Here is a 16501-nt window from a genome sequence, read left to right as displayed (position 1 = left end):
GTTCAGGGCTGGCTGATATGAATCAGCAGGCCCATGCTATTGTGATCCAGATAGTGAACCTCGTTGACTCGCAGTCGGCGAGTTGACTGCAGTCGTTCGCTGATCGGCTCGGCCATTGCTTCACTGGCGTGGTTGAGCCAGAAGGTGACTTTCGCGGTAAGCGGCTCGCCGTCCAGGCTGATCAGTCCCTGAACCGGATACAGCGGGTCTGCATTGGATCCGGTCAGGCTGTTGCCCTGGTGAAGCGCAACCGTCAGGCCGCTTTCCGTCGGTTGAGTCCAGGCACGATGCAATCTGATGGTGTAGCCCTTGCTCTCCAGTTTGCTCGCCTGGCTATCCAGCCTGTACCGGGTACGGTCGATGCTTCGGACGTCGCTGCGGGTCGTGTCATCCAGCGAGACGGCCTGCTGGTCCCAGCTGTACTCCGGTGAGGCGCCCGGCACGATCTGTGCGCCGGGCTGGCTGAATACCAGCACCTCCACCAGATACTGCGCCTGCGCCAGTGCGCTGCAGGCCAGCAGCGTCAGGGTCATCAGAAGGCGGGCGACAAGTCGAGTCGGGTTCATCGGCGTTTTCCTTTGCCTGGGTTCTCGGCAGGCGCCTGCTGCAGGCGCTCGATCAATGCTTCCACCGTATTCAGACGCAGGGCAGGTGCCGCCATGGGCGCGCTGAAACGGAATACGCTGCCGCCATCCAGGCGGTAGCGCTGGGGGTTGTCCTGGATCAGTCGGATCAACACCAGTGGGTCCACGGTTGTGTCGGCAGCGAACTCCACGCGGCCGTGTTCCGGGCCAACATCTATCTTGCTGATGCCCAGTGGAGCGCAGCGCAGTTTCAGTGCGGTGATCAGGAACAGGGTCTTGGCCTGTTCCGGCAGCAGCCCGAAGCGGTCGATCATCTCGACCTGCAGGTCCTTGAGGTCTTCATCGTTCTGCGCATTGGCAATACGTTTGTACAGTGTCAGGCGCGCATGTACGTCCGGCAGATACTCGTCGGGAATCAGTGCAGGCAGGTGCAGGTTGATATCCGGGCCGCCACTGAGTGGGTTCTCCAGTTCGGGCTCCTTGCCCTGCTGGATGGCCTTGATCGCCCGCTCCAGCATGTCCATGTACAGGGTGAAGCCGACGGCCTGGATCTGCCCGCTCTGGCCTTCGCCGAGCAGCTCGCCGGCACCGCGGATTTCCAGGTCGTGGGTGGCCAGGGTAAAGCCGGCCCCCAGGTCCTGCGCTGCAGCGATGGCTTCGAGGCGTTTCTCCGCATCACCGGTCAGCTTGCGGCCTGCCGGTGTCAGCAGGTAGGCATAGGCCTGGTGGTGGCTGCGCCCGACGCGGCCGCGCAACTGGTGCAGCTGCGCCAGGCCAAACTTGTCGGCGCGTTCAATGATGATGGTGTTGGCGCTCGGCACGTCAATGCCGGTTTCGATGATGGTCGAGGTCACCAGAATGTTGAAGCGGCGGTGATAGAAGTCGCGCATCACTTGTTCCAGTGCCCGTTCGGGCATCTGTCCGTGGCTGATACCGATGCGTGCCTCGGGTACCAGCTCCGCCAGGTCGGCGGCGCACTTCTCGATGGTCTCCACCTCGTTGTGCAGGAAGTACACCTGACCGCCGCGCAGCAATTCGCGCAGTATCGCTTCCTTAATTACCGCCGGTTGCTGCTGCAGGATAAAGGTTTTGACCGACAGGCGACGCGCCGGGGGGGTGGCGATGATCGACAGGTCGCGCATACCGGTCATTGCCATGTTCAGGGTGCGCGGGATAGGGGTGGCGGTGAGGTTGAGAATATCCACCTCGCTGCGCAGGCTCTTGAGGCGTTCCTTCTGACGTACGCCGAAGCGGTGTTCCTCGTCGATGATGACCAGGCCCAGATCCTTGAATTGCACATCGCCCTGCAATAACTTGTGAGTGCCGATCAGAATGTCGATCTTGCCGTCGGCCAGTTCCTGAACGGCGGCCTTGACCTCCTTGGCGGATCTGAAGCGGGAGATGACCTCGACCTTCACCGGCCAGTCGGCAAAACGGTCCTTGAAGCTGTTGTAATGCTGCTGGGCGAGGAGGGTGGTGGGGACCAGCACCGCCACCTGCTTGCCGCTGTGCACGGCAAGGAATGCTGCGCGCATGGCGACTTCGGTCTTGCCGAAGCCGACATCGCCACAGACCAGACGGTCCATGGGTTGTGGGCCGGTCATGTCCTTTACCACAGCGTCGATCGCAGCCTGCTGGTCGGCGGTTTCCTCAAAAGGAAAGGCCTCGGCAAAGGTCTGGTAATCCTGTTCCGGCTGGCTGAAGCTGAAACCCTTGCGCGCGGCGCGACGGGAATAGACATCCAATAGCTCGGCGGCAACGTCACGGACCTTCTCGGCGGCCTTGCGTCTGGCTTTCTGCCATTGTTCGGAACCCAGCCGGTGCAGTGGGGCGCTGTCATCATCGGCGCCGGTGTAGCGAGCGATCATGTGCAGGTTGGATACCGGCACGTAGAGTGTGGCCTCGTCAGCATATTCCAGCTTGAGGAATTCGGCCTCCTGACCCTCGACGCTGAGGTTGACCAGGCCGCGATAGCGGCCCACACCATGGTCGATATGCACTACCGGCGCACCTTCACGCAGTTCGGTCAGGTTGCGGATGATGGTGTCGCCGAGGTCGGTGGCCTTGCCGCGCCGCCTGCGCTGCATCACCCGCTGGCCGAACAGCTGGCTTTCGGCGACCAGCGCAACAGCTGGGTCGTTGCATAGCAGGCCTTCATCCACCGGGGCGATAATGATGCCGCAGCTGATATCGCTATCGACGAACTCGTGCCAGTTGTCCACCGGCTCAGGCTTGAGCTTGATGTGTGCCAGCAGCTCCAGCAGAGCTTCCCGGCGTCCGGCGGTTTCAGCGACGAACAGCGAGCGTCCAGCGAAGCCGTCGAGAAAATCCTCCAGCTGGCGCAAGGGCCGGTCCTGCTTGTTGTCCAGCGGCAGTTCAGGTGGTGGACTGCAATTGAAGTTGGTGACGCCAGCGCTGGCCGGCAACGCTGCGTCATGACAGATGATGCGCGGGTAGCCCTTGATCCGGGCGAAGCATTCTTCCACCGGCAGAAAAAGCTCTGCCGGGGCAAGCAGCGGCCTGGTTGGGTCGATACTCTGTTCTTCGAAGCGGGTGCGTACGTCGGTCCAGAACTGGGAGGCTGCATCTTCGATACCCGGCAGGCTGAACAGCAGTGTGTTGTCTGGCAGGTAGTCGAACAGGGTGCCGAGTTCTTCAAAGAACAACGGCAGGTAATATTCGATGCCGGGCGGGACTACGCCGTCGCTCAGATCCTGGTAGATCGGACAGCGCCGATGGTCGATCTCGAAACGTTCACGAAAGCGTGCGCGAAACCCGGTCAAGGCACTCTTGTCGAGGGGGAACTCACGGGCTGGCAGCAGGTGGATCTGCTCGACCTTGTCGATGGAGCGCTGGGTTTCCGGGTCAAAGGTGCGCAGGGTCTCGATTTCCTCATCGAACAGGTCGATGCGGAAGGGCAGGCGACTGCCCATAGGAAACAGGTCCAGCAACGCGCCGCGCACCGCGTAATCGCCATGCTCATAGACGGTGTCGACACAGCGGTAACCGGCGGCATCCAGGTTCTGGCGCATCCGATCAATGTCGAGTCGCTGGCCGATCTTCAGCATCAACACCGAGCCACCGAGGAAGGGGCGCGGGGCAATGCGGTGCAGCAGGGTGGTCATGGGTACGACAAGAATGCCGTGACCTACCTGGGGCAGACGGTACAGCGTCTGCAGCCGCTGGGAAATGATGTCCTGGTGTGGGGAGAACCGGTCGTAGGGCAAGGTTTCCCAGTCGGGGAAGCTGGCGACCGGCAGGTCTGGCGCGAAGAACCGCAGTTCTTGCTCCAGGCGGTCGGCCATGGCGGTATCCCGGGTGATGACCAGACTCAGGCCGGGATGTTTGACCGCCGCCTCGGCGATGGCCAGGGCACGCGCTGCTGCAGGGAGGTTGCCCCAGGCAGTTTTGCTGCCGAGGTTGTTGTGCAGCGGTGCAGCGAACAGAAATGATGTGTCAGGCATGCTGGTGGGCTTGTCTTGTTCCGCAAAAGGAACAGTTTAACCTTCCGCGCCGATCCTTGCTGGGATTGCAGACGTTCTACGGTTGATTTGAACGCTGCTTGTCGAACCTGCAGCGCGGTTATATCATGCTCGCTGCGTGACGCCGGGCCCCTCTGGCGGTGGTTGCTCCCACCGTGATGTCGGAGTCATAAGTTTATCCAAACTTTGACAGGAGGGCCCGATGGAGCCACTGATCTCGTTTTTGACCACCCCTTTTCTCGGCACTGCTGCCTGGCAGTGGCTGCTGTTTCTGTTCATCGTGTTTGCTGTTCTGGCGTTCGATCTGGGTGTGTTGCACCGGGAAGAGCGCGAGATTGAAGTGCGTGAAAGTCTTCTGCTCTACGGTGGCTATTTCAGCGTCGGCCTGCTGTTCGGGCTGTGGGTCTGGTTCCAGATGGGTTCGGCCAGTGCCCTGGAGTTCTACACCGGCTTTCTGATCGAGCAGTCGTTGTCGATGGACAACGTATTCGTCATGGCGATGATCCTCGGCTTCTTCGGTATCCCACGTCTGTATCAGCACCGGGTGCTGTTCTGAGGCATTCTCGGGGTGATCGTGTTGCGGGCAATCATGATCGGCCTGGGTGCGGCGCTGGTGCAGGAGTTCGAGTGGATTCTCTATCTGTTCGGCGTGTTCCTGCTGTTCTCCGGTATCAAGATGTTCTTCAGCAAGGACGAGGAATCGCATCCTGATCTGTCGCAGAACCGCATGGTCAGTTTCATTCGCCGGCATTTCCGCGTTACCGATGATCTGCATGGCCCGAAGTTCTTCGTGCGCATGCCTGACAAGGCCGGCAAGGTGGTGTTGTTTGCCACACCGCTGTTTCTGGCGCTGATACTGATCGAGCTCGCTGACCTGGTGTTCGCTGTGGACAGCGTTCCGGCGATTTTCGCCATCACTCAGGATCCGTTCATCGTCTATACCTCGAACATCTTCGCCATTCTGGGACTGCGTTCGTTGTACTTCGCCCTGGCGGCGATGATGCACCGTTTCGTCTACCTCAAGTATGCGCTGGCGCTGGTGCTGATCTTCATCGGTGTCAAGATCCTGGTGCATGGCCTGGATATCAAGATACATGCGGGTGTTTCCCTGGGTGTTACCTTCGGGCTGCTGGCCGGCGGCGTGCTGTTGTCGCTGTACACTACCCGCCGGAAATCGACCTGAGAGAGTGCTGTAACGGCTGTTCCAGAATAGGCTGGACAGCCGTTATGCGTTCGGTGATTGCCTCTATCGGCTGCTCACCGCATAATATTGGCCCTTTAGCTCCCATGACCTGGAAGGAACAGCCGTGACTCAAGCCAAATACGATGAATGTCTGGAAAACTGGACTGACCGCGAAGCGACAGCCGAAGCGATGATCCCGTTGATTGGGCGTTTGTACCGTGAACACAACGTGGTCACTTCCATCTATGGCCGCGGCCTGGTTAATCGCTCCGTTATCAGCCTGCTCAAGTCTCACCGTTTCGCTCGTCAGATTGATGACAACGAACTGTCGGTGCATGACACCTTTCCGCTGATCAAGGCCCTGTTGGACCTGGATCTGGGGCCTGCCTCCATCGATCTGGCCCGTCTGGCCGGCAAGTATGCGGCGGAAGGCAATGGCGACCTTGACAGCTTCCTGCGCAAGGAACTGACCAGTGTCATTGGCCGCAAGGGTGAGAAGCGCCAGGGTCGCGATGTGGTGCTGTATGGCTTCGGTCGCATTGGCCGTCTGCTGGCGCGCATCATGGTCGAGAAGGCGGGTGCTGGCGATGGGCTGCGTCTGCGGGCTATCGTGGTGCGCAAAGGTGCTGAGAATGACCTGGCCAAGCGTGCCAGCCTGCTGCGCCGCGATTCGGTGCATGGTTCCTTCCAGGGCACCATCACCATCGATGAAGAGAGCAACACGCTGACCGCTAATGGCAACCAGATCCAGGTGATCTATGCCGGCGATCCGAGCAGCATCGATTACACCTCCTACGGCATCAACGATGCTATCGTCGTGGATAACACCGGTGTGTGGCGCGACGAAGCCGGCCTGTCCCAGCATCTCAAGTGCCCGGGCGTATCCCGCGTGGTGCTGACTGCGCCAGGCAAGGGCGACCTGAAGAATATCGTGCATGGTATCAACCACGGCACCATCACTCCGGAAGACAAGATCGTTTCTGCGGCGTCTTGTACCACCAACGCCATTGTGCCGGTGCTCAAGGCCATTCATGACAAGTACGGTATCGTCAATGGTCACGTGGAGACCGTTCACTCGTATACCAATGACCAGAATCTGATCGACAACTTCCACAAGGGTAATCGCCGTGGCCGCAGCGCCGCGCTGAACATGGTCATCACCGAAACCGGTGCAGCCAAGGCGGTGGCCAAGGCGCTGCCGGAGCTGTCCGGCAAGTTGAGCGGTAACGCCATTCGCGTACCGACACCCAACGTGTCCATGGCCATCCTCAACCTGAACCTGGAAAAGTCGACCGATCGTGATGAGGTGAATGATTACCTGCGTCACATGGCGCTGCATTCCGAGCTGCACAAGCAGATCGACTTCACCAACAGTCAGGAAGTGGTCTCAACCGACTTCGTCGGTTCGCGCCATGCGGGTGTGGTGGATGCCGAAGCGACCATCTGCAACGACAATCGGGTCATTCTGTACGTCTGGTATGACAACGAGTTCGGTTACAGCTGTCAGGTTGTGCGGATTCTGGAGGACTTGGCCAGCGTCAATTCCCCGGCTTTCCCGGCGTAACATCCGGCAATGAAAAAAGGCGCTTCGGCGCCTTTTTTCATGGGTCTATTTCTACCCTGGTGAAGCCGCCGACACCGGCGGCTTGATGCAGATCAAATGCTTCGCTCTGGTTGCGACAACATGTCTCAGGAAAGCCTGAAAAAACCGGGTATCGAGTAGCTTTGACCAGCCATGCTCTTTATACTTAACGGGATTTTTTGGTCGGGTTGTGGTCGCGTCGTCTGATTCTCCTCCTTTCAGGTTCAGCAGAGCCGATTGCCAGCGCTCCAAGCGTCAGCCATTACCCTTAACAATTCCCTATGTGATTAGGCTATTCGTATGATAAACATCAAACGGGGCTTGGATCTGCCAATCACCGGCTCACCCGAGCAACGTATTGAGGACGCCCGTCCAGTCAGAAGCGTTGCGGTCATAGGTTTCGATTACCACGGTATGAAACCTACGATGGAAGTACAGGCCGGCGATCGGGTGCAAGCAGGACAGATCCTGTTCAGTGACAAAAAAACACCGGGGGTGCTCTACACTGCGCCCGTCAGCGGGGTTGTCAATGCAGTCAATCGCGGTGAGAAACGCGTGCTGCAGTCCGTCGTGATCGATGTCGAGGGCGACGATGCCATCGACTTCGGCAGCCATGCCGCCGACAGCCTGGAAGGGCTCGACTCGCAATCCGTGCGGGAAAAGCTCATCCGCTCCGGCCTCTGGACCGCGCTGCGCACCCGTCCGTACAGTAAGGTGCCAGCGGTCGATGCCAAGCCCGTATCCATTTTTGTTACCGCCATCGATACCCATCCGCTTGCTGCCGATCCGGCTGTCGTGCTGCAGACCTGTGCTGCTGACTTCGAAAACGGGCTGAAAGTGCTGGCTCGCCTGGCTGGCGTCTGGCTGTGCAAAGCCGATGGCGCAGCGATCCCCGGCGAGAACATTGCCGGTGTGCGCACCGAAAGCTTTGCCGGCCCGCATCCGGCTGGTCTGCCGGGCACCCACATCCACATGCTGGACCCGGTCAGTGAGAACCGTCAGGCCTGGCATATAAACTATCAGGATGTGGTTGCCGTCGGCCGGTTATTTACCACCGGTAAACTGTCGGCGGAACGCGTCGTCGCGCTCGGCGGTCCGCAGGTGGAACGCCCACGTCTGCTGCGCACTCTCCTCGGCGCCAATCTGGAAGAGCTTGTGGCCGGTGAAATGAAGCCAGGTAATAACCGCGTCATTTCCGGTTCCGTGCTGGGCGGCCGGGTGGCCCGCGGTGCGGCAATGTATCTGGGGCGCTACCATCTGCAGGTCTCGGTGTTACTGGAAGGCAATTACCGTGAAATGCTGCACTACCTGCGCGCCGGTACGGACAAGCACTCGATTCTGAACATCTTCGTTTCGAAACTGGCCCCGTCCAAGTTGTTCAACTTCACCACCAGCACCAATGGCAGCCCTCGCGCCATGATTCCGGTCGGCAACTATGAAGAAATCATGCCGCTGGACATCCTGCCGACACAATTGCTGCGTTATCTGATCGTCGGTGATACCGAGATGGCTCAGAAGCTGGGTTGTCTGGAACTGGACGAAGAAGATCTCGCGCTATGCAGTTACGTATGTGCAGGCAAGTACGAGTATGGCCCGATCCTGCGTGACAATCTCACGCGCATTGAGAAGGAGGGTTGATCAATGGGACTGCGCAGTTTTCTTGACAAGATCGAGCATCATTTTGAAAAGGGCGGTAAGCACGAGAAGTGGTATGCGCTTTACGAAGCAGCCGATACCTTTCTGTACAAGCCCTCAAGCGTAACCAGAACCACTGCTCACGTGCGTGACGGCATCGACCTCAAGCGCATGATGATCACGGTCTGGTTGTGTACTTTTCCAGCCATGTTCTTCGGTATGTGGAACGTCGGCTTCCAGGCCAACAACATCTTTGCGGTCAATCCTGAACTGCTGGCGGATCAGGACAACTGGCGTATTGGCGTGATCGGCATGTTCGCCGGGTTTGAGCCGGGCAGCATCTGGGACAATATAGTCCACGGTGCCACCTGGTTCGTACCTATTTACGCGGTGACCTTCATCGTCGGCGGTTTCTGGGAAGTATTGTTCGCTTCCATCCGCAAGCATGAAGTAAACGAAGGTTTCTTCGTTACCTCGGTACTCTTCGCGTTGATCGTGCCGCCGAGCATTCCGTTGTGGCAGGTCGCCCTCGGCATCAGCTTCGGTGTGGTTATCGGCAAGGAGATTTTCGGTGGTACCGGGAAGAACTTCCTCAACCCGGCACTGACCGGCCGCGCCTTTCTGTTCTTTGCCTATCCGGCGCAGCTTTCCGGTGATGCGGTCTGGACCGCGGTTGATGGCTTCGCTGGCGCTACCGCGCTGAGCATGGCCGGTGCCGGCGGTGTTGATGCGCTGATCAGTGGTGGCTTGAGCTGGATGGATGCCTTCATCGGCACCATGCACGGCTCCATTGGTGAAACCAGCACCCTGGCGATCTTCATTGGTGGTGCGGTACTGCTGATGACCAAGATTGCCTCCTGGCGCATTGTTGCTGGGGTGATGATCGGTATGATCGCGCTGAGCATGCTGTTCAACGCCCTGGGCTCGGATACCAATCCGATGTTCTCCATGCCGTGGTATTGGCATATGGTCACCGGTGGTTTTGCCTTCGGCATGATCTTCATGGCGACCGACCCGGTATCTGCCTCGATGACCAATCTTGGCAAATGGATCTTCGGTGGGCTGATCGGCGTCATGGTAGTCCTGATCCGCGTGGTCAACCCAGCCTTCCCGGAAGGCATGATGCTGGCGATCCTGTTCGCCAACCTGTGTGCACCGCTGATCGATCACTTCATCGTTCAAGCCAATATCAAGCGGAGGCTGGCGCGTAATGTCTAGTCAAAAAGAATCCACCGTCCGTACGCTGGTAGTGGCCCTGCTGGTGTGTCTGGTCTGTTCGGTATTTGTGGCAGGCGCGGCAGTCGCGCTGCGCCCGATCCAGGTTGAGAACAGCCTGCTGGACAAGCAGCGCAATATCCTGGCTATCGCTGGCCTCGGAGAGGCTTCCATGAGCGGATCCGAAGTCAAGACCCTGTTCAATGAGCGCATTGTTGCCCGTCTGGTTGATCTGGAAACCGGAAAGTTCAGCGATGAGTTCGATGCGCAGACCTTTGATCCACTGGCGGCTGCCAAGGATCCGGCACTGTCGGAGAATCTGTCCGGCGCTGAGGATGTCGCCTCGATCAATCGGCGTGAAAACTACAGTGTAGTCTATATGGTTGAAAACGATGAGCAGCAGATGGAAACGCTGATTCTGCCCGTTCGCGGCTATGGTTTGTGGTCAACACTGCACGGCTTCATGGCCCTGCAGGGTGACCTGAACACGGTGCAGGGTTTCGGCTTTTACCAGCATGCCGAGACTCCCGGTCTGGGAGGGGAAGTGGATAACCCCAACTGGCGTGGATTGTGGCCTGGCAAGGAGATCTTCAATGACGAAGGTCAACTGGCCATTCGCGTAATCAAGGGTAGTGTCGATTCTGCCAGCCCGAATGCCGACCATCAGATCGACGGTCTGGCCGGGGCCACGCTGACAGCCAACGGGGTCAACAACCTGTTGCAGTACTGGCTGGGCGAGAACGGCTTCGGTCCCTTTATTGATAACCTGCGCTCAGGGGAGGCTTGATCATGTCACAGCCGACAATCAAACAGGTCCTGCTGGACCCGATTTTCAATAACAATCCCATCGGTCTGCAGATCCTCGGGATCTGTTCGGCCCTGGCGGTCACCTCGAACCTGAATACCGCGCTGGTGATGAGTATCGCCCTGACGTTGGTATGCGGTTTTTCCAATCTGTTCATCTCGATGATCCGTAGCCAGATCCCCAATTCGATCCGCATGATCGTGCAGATGGTGATCATTGCGTCACTGGTGATTCTGGTTGATCAGGTGCTCAAGGCCTACGCCTATTCGCTGTCCAAGCAGCTGTCGGTGTTCGTTGGTCTGATCATCACCAACTGTATCGTGATGGGGCGCGCAGAAGCCTTTGCCATGCAGAACCCGCCGGTGCTGTCGTTCTTCGACGGTATCGGTAACGGTCTGGGTTACAGCATCATGCTGATCGGCCTGGGTATCGTGCGCGAGCTGTTCGGTGCCGGCAAACTGATGGGTTACACTGTCATTCCAGTGGTCAATGATGGTGGCTGGTATATGCCCAACGGCATGCTGCTGCTGCCTCCGTCCGCGTTCTTCCTGATTGGTCTGTTCATCTGGGCTCTACGGGTATGGAAGAAAGAGCAGGTGGAAGCACCTGACTTCCGCATGGCCCCGCAGGTTTCCAAGCAGGAGGCATACTAATGGAGCATTACATCAGCCTGTTCGTCAAAGCCGTGTTCGTGGAGAACATGGCGCTGGCGTTCTTCCTCGGCATGTGTACCTTCATTGCCATTTCCAAGAAGGTAGAGACGGCTATCGGTCTGGGTATTGCGGTCATCGTGGTGCAAGCCATCACGGTGCCGGCGAACAACCTGATCTATACCTATCTGCTCAAGGATGGGGCGCTGGCCTGGGCCGGTCTGCCTGACGTGGACCTCAGCTTCCTCGGTCTGCTGAGCTATATCGGTGTGATTGCGGCTATCGTACAGATTCTCGAGATGCTGCTGGACAAGTTCGTGCCGGCGCTCTACAACGCGCTGGGCGTGTTCCTGCCACTGATCACGGTGAACTGCGCCATCATGGGCGGCACCTTGTTCATGGTGGAACGCGATTACAACCTGTCCGAGAGTGTGGTCTATGGCTTCGCTTCCGGTACGTCCTGGGCTCTGGCCATCGCACTGTTGGCGGCGATCCGCGAGAAGCTCAAGTACAGCGACGTTCCCGATGGACTGCAGGGCCTGGGCATCACCTTCATTACAATCGGACTGATGTCGCTGGGCTTCATGTCTTTCTCTGGCGTACAGCTGTAAGGATGGAGTGAGCAGATGAACTATGAAATTTTTCTCGCCATCGGCATGTTCACAGCGATCGTGCTGGTGCTGGTGGCAGTCATCCTGATTGCCCGCTCCAAGTTGGTGAGCAGTGGTGATGTCAGCATCGAGATCAACGGCGAGCGCACCATTACCGTGCCGGCTGGTGGCAAGCTGCTGGGGACCCTGGCGTCCAACGGTATCTTTCTGTCCTCTGCCTGTGGTGGTGGCGGTACCTGTGCCCAGTGCAAGTGCGTGGTCGAATCGGGCGGTGGCGAAATGCTGCCGACCGAAGAGTCGCACTTCACCCGCCGTGAAGCGAAGGAAGGCTGGCGGCTGTCTTGCCAGGCTCCGGTCAAGCAGGACATGAAAATCGAGATTCCGGAAGAGATTTTCGGGGTCAAGAAGTGGGAATGCGAGGTTGATTCCAACCCGAACGTGGCCACCTTCATCAAGGAGTTGACCCTGCGTCTGCCCGAGGGTGAGAACGTCAACTTCCGCGCTGGCGGCTATGTACAGCTGGAATGTCCGCCGCACACGGTCAATTACAGGGATTTCGATATTCAGCCGGAATTCCAGAGTGATTGGGACAAGTTCGATGTCTGGCGCTACGTGTCCAAGGTTGACGAGACGGTAATTCGCGCCTATTCCATGGCGAACTACCCGGAAGAGCGCGGTATCGTCAAATTCAACATCCGTGTGGCTACGCCGCCGCCGGGTCGAGATGATGTGCCGCCGGGGCAGATGTCATCCTATGTGTTCAATCTGAAGCCGGGTGACAAGATCACCGTGTATGGACCCTTCGGTGAGTTCTTTGCCAAGGATACCGACGCGGAAATGGTATTCGTCGGCGGCGGTGCCGGTATGGCGCCGATGCGTTCGCATATCATGGATCAGCTGCTGCGACTCAAGACCAAGCGCAAGATCTCCTTCTGGTATGGTGCACGCTCGTTGCGTGAGGCTTTCTACGTCGAGGAATACGACAAGCTGGCCGAAGAAAATGACAACTTCGAGTGGCACCTGGCGTTGTCCGACGCGCTGCCGGAAGACAATTGGACAGGGCCTACGGGCTTCATCCATAACGTCTTGTTCGAGAATTACCTCAAGGACCACCCGGCACCGGAAGATTGCGAGTTCTACATGTGCGGACCGCCGATGATGAACGCCTCGGTGATCAAGCTGCTTGAGGACTTGGGAGTGGAGCCCGAGAATATCCTGCTCGATGACTTCGGCGGATAGTATGTGGAGTCGCATCATCCGGCCCGTCGGTGTTGTTGCCCTGGCAGCAGCCCTGACGGGCTGTTTCAATTCTGCCGAGCCGGTTTCCGAAATTTACGGCTCGACCATGGGCAGCACTTACTCGATAAAATGGGTCGGCTCGCAGCTGAGTCCCGAGCCGGCCGAGGTCATGACCTCGGTCGATGCATTGCTGGAGGAGTTCGAGAGCGTCGCATCGACCTGGCGGCCGACCTCCGAGCTGTCGCGTTTCAATGCAGCGCCAGCCGGCACCTGCCAGGCCATGCCGCAGGCGATTCTGGATATCGTGCTATTGGCCGAGGACCTGCATCAGGAGAGCGGAGGCCGCTTTGATCTGACGCTAGCCCCATTGCTGCGGTTGTGGGGATTCCATGGTGACGGGGTTTCTCAGAACGTACCGAATGAGCAGCAGTTGGCCGAGGCCGTGGCGCTCACCGGTCATGAACATCTGCACGTGCGCGACGGTCAGTTGTGCAAGGACACCGCGTTGCAGGTGGATATCAGCGGTATCGCTGCTGGCTACATGGTCGATCAGGTGGTGGAACACCTGGCGGACATGGGTATCAAAGATTATATGGTGGAGATTACCGGCGAGCTGAAGGCGGGTGGCAGCAAACCGGGTGGCAGGCCCTGGCGTATCGCCGTGGAAGAGCCACGCGATGACAGTCGGGTTGCCCAGGTAATATTGCCGCTACGTGGCTACGGTGTATCCACCTCCGGTGATTATCGGAATTATTTCGAACATGAAGGTCATCGTTACTCACACACCTTCGATCCGGTCACCGGCAAACCGGTGATGCATGATCTGGCTGCGGTGACGGTTTTTCATCCGTCCGCTGCCTGGGCAGATGGCATGTCCACGGTCCTGCTGGTCATGGGTTCGCAGACCGGGTGGGAGTATGCTGTCAAGCACGAGCTTCCAGCATTGTTTGTTATTCGCAAAGGGGATGGCTTCGTTTCCAGAAGCACACCCCAATTCATCGCTCTGCAAGAGAGCAAGGAGTAAATCATGGTCTGGGTACTGGCTTTTGCGGTAATGCTGCTGTGCGTTGCCGGTATGGCTGTTGGTGTCATGATGGGGCGTCCGCCGATTGCGGGTTCCTGCGGGGGCATTGGTGCGGTCGGGGTGGATAGCAGCTGCGGTATCTGTGGCGGTAATCCGAAGAAGTGTGATGAATCCCGGCAGGAAACCGGTCCGACTGGCGCGGCGGCACTCGCCTACGACGCCACACAGGGCAAGCCCAGGAAGTAAGCAAGGCGTGGCGAGACATGTTCAGTATTGTTACAGGACCGAATTGAATGGCTGTTTATAACTATGATGTGGTGGTGCTGGGCTCTGGCCCTGCCGGAGAAGGGGCTGCAGTCAATGCGGCAAAAAACGGCCGTCGCGTGGCAGTAGTCGAAGAGCGCAGCATGGTGGGGGGGAATTGCACTCATCTGGGGACTATTCCATCCAAGGCGTTGCGTTATTCGGTCAAACAGATCATTCATTTCAACACCAATCCGATGTTCCGAGCGATTGGTGAACCACGTGCATTTTCCTTCCCTGACGTGCTCAAGAGCGCCGAGAAGGTCATCACCCGGCAGGTCACGTCCCGAAACAGCTACTATGCCCGCAATCGTATCGATCTGTTTTTCGGCAAGGGCAGCTTTGCCGACGCGCATACCATTGAGCTGGTCAACGCCGAAGGCGCTGTTGATCGCCTGATAGCGCAGGATGTCATCATTGCGACCGGCTCCAGCCCCTACCGTCCGGCGGATATCAACTTCAACCACCCGCGGATCTATGACAGCGACACCATTCTCAAACTCAATCACACCCCGCGTAACCTGATCATCTATGGGGCAGGGGTGATTGGCTGTGAGTACGCGTCGATCTTCTGTGGGCTCGGTGTGAAGGTGGATCTGATTCATAACCGTGATCGTCTGCTGAGCTTTCTGGATGATGAGATCTCGGACGCGCTGAGCTATCACCTGCGCAATAACACTGTACTCATTCGCCATAATGAAGAATACGAGAAGATCGAAGGCCTGGATGGCGGTGGTGTGGTGCTGCATCTGAAATCAGGCAAGAAGATCAAGGCCGATGCGCTGCTCTGGTGCAATGGTCGCTCTGGCAATACTGCTGGTCTGGGGCTGGAAAATGTCGGACTGCAGGTCAACAGCCGTGGTCAGGTGCTGGTGGATGAGAATTACCGCACCAGTGTGCCGAATATCTATGGGGCCGGCGATGTCATCGGCTGGCCGAGCCTGGCCAGTGCGGCATTTGACCAGGGACGCTCGGCTGCGGGCAATATTGTCGAGCATGACAGTTGGCGTTTCGTCAATGATGTGCCGACCGGCATCTACACCATTCCGGAGATCAGCTCGCTGGGCAAAACCGAAAGCGAGCTGACCAGCGAGAAGGTGCCCTATGAGATCGGTCAGGCATTTTTCAAGAACATGGCCCGGGCGCAGATCAGCAGCGAGCCGGTAGGCATGCTGAAGATCCTGTTCCATCGCGAAACCCTGCAAGTGCTGGGCATTCACTGCTTCGGCGATCAGGCATCCGAGATCGTGCATATCGGTCAGGCGATCATGAGCCAGGAAGGTGAGGCCAATACCATCAAGTATTTCGTCAACACCACCTTCAATTATCCGACCATGGCTGAAGCCTACCGGGTAGCAGCGCTGGACGGTCTCGGCCGGCTGTTCTGACCGTCAAGGCGCCGTGTCGAGTAGCACCTCGACACGGCGGGCTGGCTTTTATTCCGTTAGCCGGGATGGACTCTGGCCTTTCAGCACCCTCATTGCCAACTGCGGCACATCGGTGATCAGACTGTCCACTCCCATCTCCTCGAGCTTGAGCATCAGTTGCGGGTCATTCACTGTCCACACCGAGACGTGCAGGCCACGACGTTGCGCCTGCTTGATTCTGGCCGGATTGCACAGTTTCCAGTTCAGTGCCAGAAAGCGGCAGCCATATCGCAGTGCGCTTTTCACTGGATCCAGAAAACCATATTCCTCGACCAGCCCGGTGGGCAATGCGCAGTCAATTTGCTGCGCGTATTTGAGCAGGGTGCGGCTGGATGAGGTGATCACGACCTTATCTTGCAGAGCATAATCGCCGACCAATGCAGTGATCGCCTCGATTACCCGGCGCGATTGTACGGTCGATCCGCTTTTGACCTCCAATTGATAGTGCTCGAACTCGGGGCAACTGCGAAACAGTTGTTCAAGTGTGGGAATGGGGCAGGGGGTTGGCCATTCGGCAAGGCCGTGACGGGCATCGAGACGTATCAGTTCGGCAGCGGTATGGGCAGCGACCTTGCCCTTGATACCTGTGGTGCGCTTGAGTGTAGGATCATGAATGACCATCAACTGATGGTCCGATGACAGGTGCAGATCCAGTTCCACCCGGGTAACGCCAGCCTCCATTGCCTTGCGGAAGCTGGGCAGGGTATTTTCCGGGGCTTCGCCACGGGCGCCGCGATGACCGTATATGAGCATGCTTGCCC

Annotated in this window: 13 protein-coding genes and 1 pseudogene; 11 read left to right on the top strand and 3 right to left on the bottom strand. The window is 58.2% G+C overall.

Going from position 1 to position 16501, the window contains the following annotated elements; translation table 11 throughout:
* Positions 1-2: 2 nt before the first annotated feature.
* Positions 3-566, bottom strand: coding sequence for a CsiV family protein (locus tag BLU11_RS09045; protein ID WP_090273033.1), 564 nt, complete (start codon positions 564-566; stop codon positions 3-5).
* Positions 563-4048 (bottom strand): transcription-repair coupling factor, encoded by a 3486-nt coding sequence (gene mfd, locus BLU11_RS09040; protein ID WP_090273032.1) that lies wholly within the window; start codon positions 4046-4048, stop codon positions 563-565. Before mfd ends, BLU11_RS09045 begins: the two co-directional genes overlap by 4 nt.
* Before the next feature lie 220 nt (positions 4049-4268).
* Between mfd and BLU11_RS09035 the strand changes: the two are divergent.
* From BLU11_RS09035 to sthA, 11 genes and pseudogenes are all read left to right on the top strand, one after another.
* Positions 4269-5249, top strand: a pseudogene (locus tag BLU11_RS09035) (TerC family protein).
* Positions 5250-5373: 124 nt separating this feature from the next.
* Entirely contained in the window at positions 5374-6813 is a 1440-nt protein-coding gene (locus BLU11_RS09030; RefSeq protein ID WP_090273031.1) for a glyceraldehyde-3-phosphate dehydrogenase, read from the top strand.
* A gap of 318 nt (positions 6814-7131) precedes the next feature.
* On the top strand, positions 7132-8469 hold the full coding sequence (locus BLU11_RS09025; protein ID WP_090273030.1) for a Na(+)-translocating NADH-quinone reductase subunit A: 1338 nt from the start codon (positions 7132-7134) through the stop codon (positions 8467-8469).
* A gap of 3 nt (positions 8470-8472) precedes the next feature.
* Complete coding sequence (locus tag BLU11_RS09020) at positions 8473-9684, top strand: NADH:ubiquinone reductase (Na(+)-transporting) subunit B (protein WP_090273029.1); 1212 nt, start codon at positions 8473-8475, stop codon at positions 9682-9684.
* Positions 9677-10468 (top strand): Na(+)-translocating NADH-quinone reductase subunit C, encoded by a 792-nt coding sequence (locus BLU11_RS09015; RefSeq protein WP_090273028.1) that lies wholly within the window; start codon positions 9677-9679, stop codon positions 10466-10468. The genes BLU11_RS09020 and BLU11_RS09015 overlap by 8 nt, the downstream gene beginning before the upstream one ends.
* Positions 10465-11139, top strand: coding sequence for an NADH:ubiquinone reductase (Na(+)-transporting) subunit D (locus BLU11_RS09010; protein ID WP_172828683.1), 675 nt, complete (start codon positions 10465-10467; stop codon positions 11137-11139). Before BLU11_RS09015 ends, BLU11_RS09010 begins: the two co-directional genes overlap by 4 nt.
* Positions 11139-11747, top strand: coding sequence for an NADH:ubiquinone reductase (Na(+)-transporting) subunit E (nqrE, locus tag BLU11_RS09005; RefSeq protein WP_090273026.1), 609 nt, complete (start codon positions 11139-11141; stop codon positions 11745-11747). Before BLU11_RS09010 ends, nqrE begins: the two co-directional genes overlap by 1 nt.
* Before the next feature lie 15 nt (positions 11748-11762).
* Positions 11763-12986 (top strand): NADH:ubiquinone reductase (Na(+)-transporting) subunit F, encoded by a 1224-nt coding sequence (nqrF, locus tag BLU11_RS09000; protein ID WP_090273025.1) that lies wholly within the window; start codon positions 11763-11765, stop codon positions 12984-12986.
* Position 12987: 1 nt separating this feature from the next.
* Complete coding sequence (locus tag BLU11_RS08995; protein WP_090273024.1) at positions 12988-14010, top strand: FAD:protein FMN transferase; 1023 nt, start codon at positions 12988-12990, stop codon at positions 14008-14010.
* A gap of 3 nt (positions 14011-14013) precedes the next feature.
* Positions 14014-14256, top strand: coding sequence for a (Na+)-NQR maturation NqrM (gene nqrM, locus BLU11_RS08990; RefSeq protein WP_090273023.1), 243 nt, complete (start codon positions 14014-14016; stop codon positions 14254-14256).
* A 47-nt stretch (positions 14257-14303) separates the two neighbouring features.
* Positions 14304-15701, top strand: coding sequence for a Si-specific NAD(P)(+) transhydrogenase (sthA, locus tag BLU11_RS08985; RefSeq protein WP_090273022.1), 1398 nt, complete (start codon positions 14304-14306; stop codon positions 15699-15701).
* 48 nt (positions 15702-15749) lie between these two features.
* On the opposite strand, the gene BLU11_RS08980 is transcribed toward sthA, so the two are convergent.
* Complete coding sequence (locus tag BLU11_RS08980) at positions 15750-16493, bottom strand: glycerophosphodiester phosphodiesterase (protein ID WP_090273021.1); 744 nt, start codon at positions 16491-16493, stop codon at positions 15750-15752.
* Positions 16494-16501 lie beyond the last annotated feature (8 nt).

The sequence above is a fragment of the Halopseudomonas litoralis genome (assembly GCF_900105005.1).
GTDB classification, from domain to species: domain Bacteria; phylum Pseudomonadota; class Gammaproteobacteria; order Pseudomonadales; family Pseudomonadaceae; genus Halopseudomonas; species Halopseudomonas litoralis.
The sequence above is the reverse complement of the archived record's forward strand: the minus strand, read 5'-3'. Positions and strand labels throughout refer to the sequence as shown.

What these genes read in the sequence shown, in the direction of transcription:
- BLU11_RS09045 (WP_090273033.1), bottom strand. Translation starts at nt 566, where the DNA reads ATGAACCCGACTCGACTTGTCGCCCGCCTTCTGATGACCCTGACGCTG.
- mfd (WP_090273032.1), bottom strand. Translation starts at nt 4,048, where the DNA reads ATGCCTGACACATCATTTCTGTTCGCTGCACCGCTGCACAACAACCTC.
- BLU11_RS09025 (WP_090273030.1), top strand. Translation starts at nt 7,132, where the DNA reads ATGATAAACATCAAACGGGGCTTGGATCTGCCAATCACCGGCTCACCC.
- BLU11_RS09020 (WP_090273029.1), top strand. Translation starts at nt 8,473, where the DNA reads ATGGGACTGCGCAGTTTTCTTGACAAGATCGAGCATCATTTTGAAAAG.
- BLU11_RS09015 (WP_090273028.1), top strand. Translation starts at nt 9,677, where the DNA reads ATGTCTAGTCAAAAAGAATCCACCGTCCGTACGCTGGTAGTGGCCCTG.
- nqrE (WP_090273026.1), top strand. Translation starts at nt 11,139, where the DNA reads ATGGAGCATTACATCAGCCTGTTCGTCAAAGCCGTGTTCGTGGAGAAC.
- nqrF (WP_090273025.1), top strand. Translation starts at nt 11,763, where the DNA reads ATGAACTATGAAATTTTTCTCGCCATCGGCATGTTCACAGCGATCGTG.
- BLU11_RS08995 (WP_090273024.1), top strand. Translation starts at nt 12,988, where the DNA reads ATGTGGAGTCGCATCATCCGGCCCGTCGGTGTTGTTGCCCTGGCAGCA.
- nqrM (WP_090273023.1), top strand. Translation starts at nt 14,014, where the DNA reads ATGGTCTGGGTACTGGCTTTTGCGGTAATGCTGCTGTGCGTTGCCGGT.
- sthA (WP_090273022.1), top strand. Translation starts at nt 14,304, where the DNA reads ATGGCTGTTTATAACTATGATGTGGTGGTGCTGGGCTCTGGCCCTGCC.
- BLU11_RS08980 (WP_090273021.1), bottom strand. Translation starts at nt 16,493, where the DNA reads ATGCTCATATACGGTCATCGCGGCGCCCGTGGCGAAGCCCCGGAAAAT.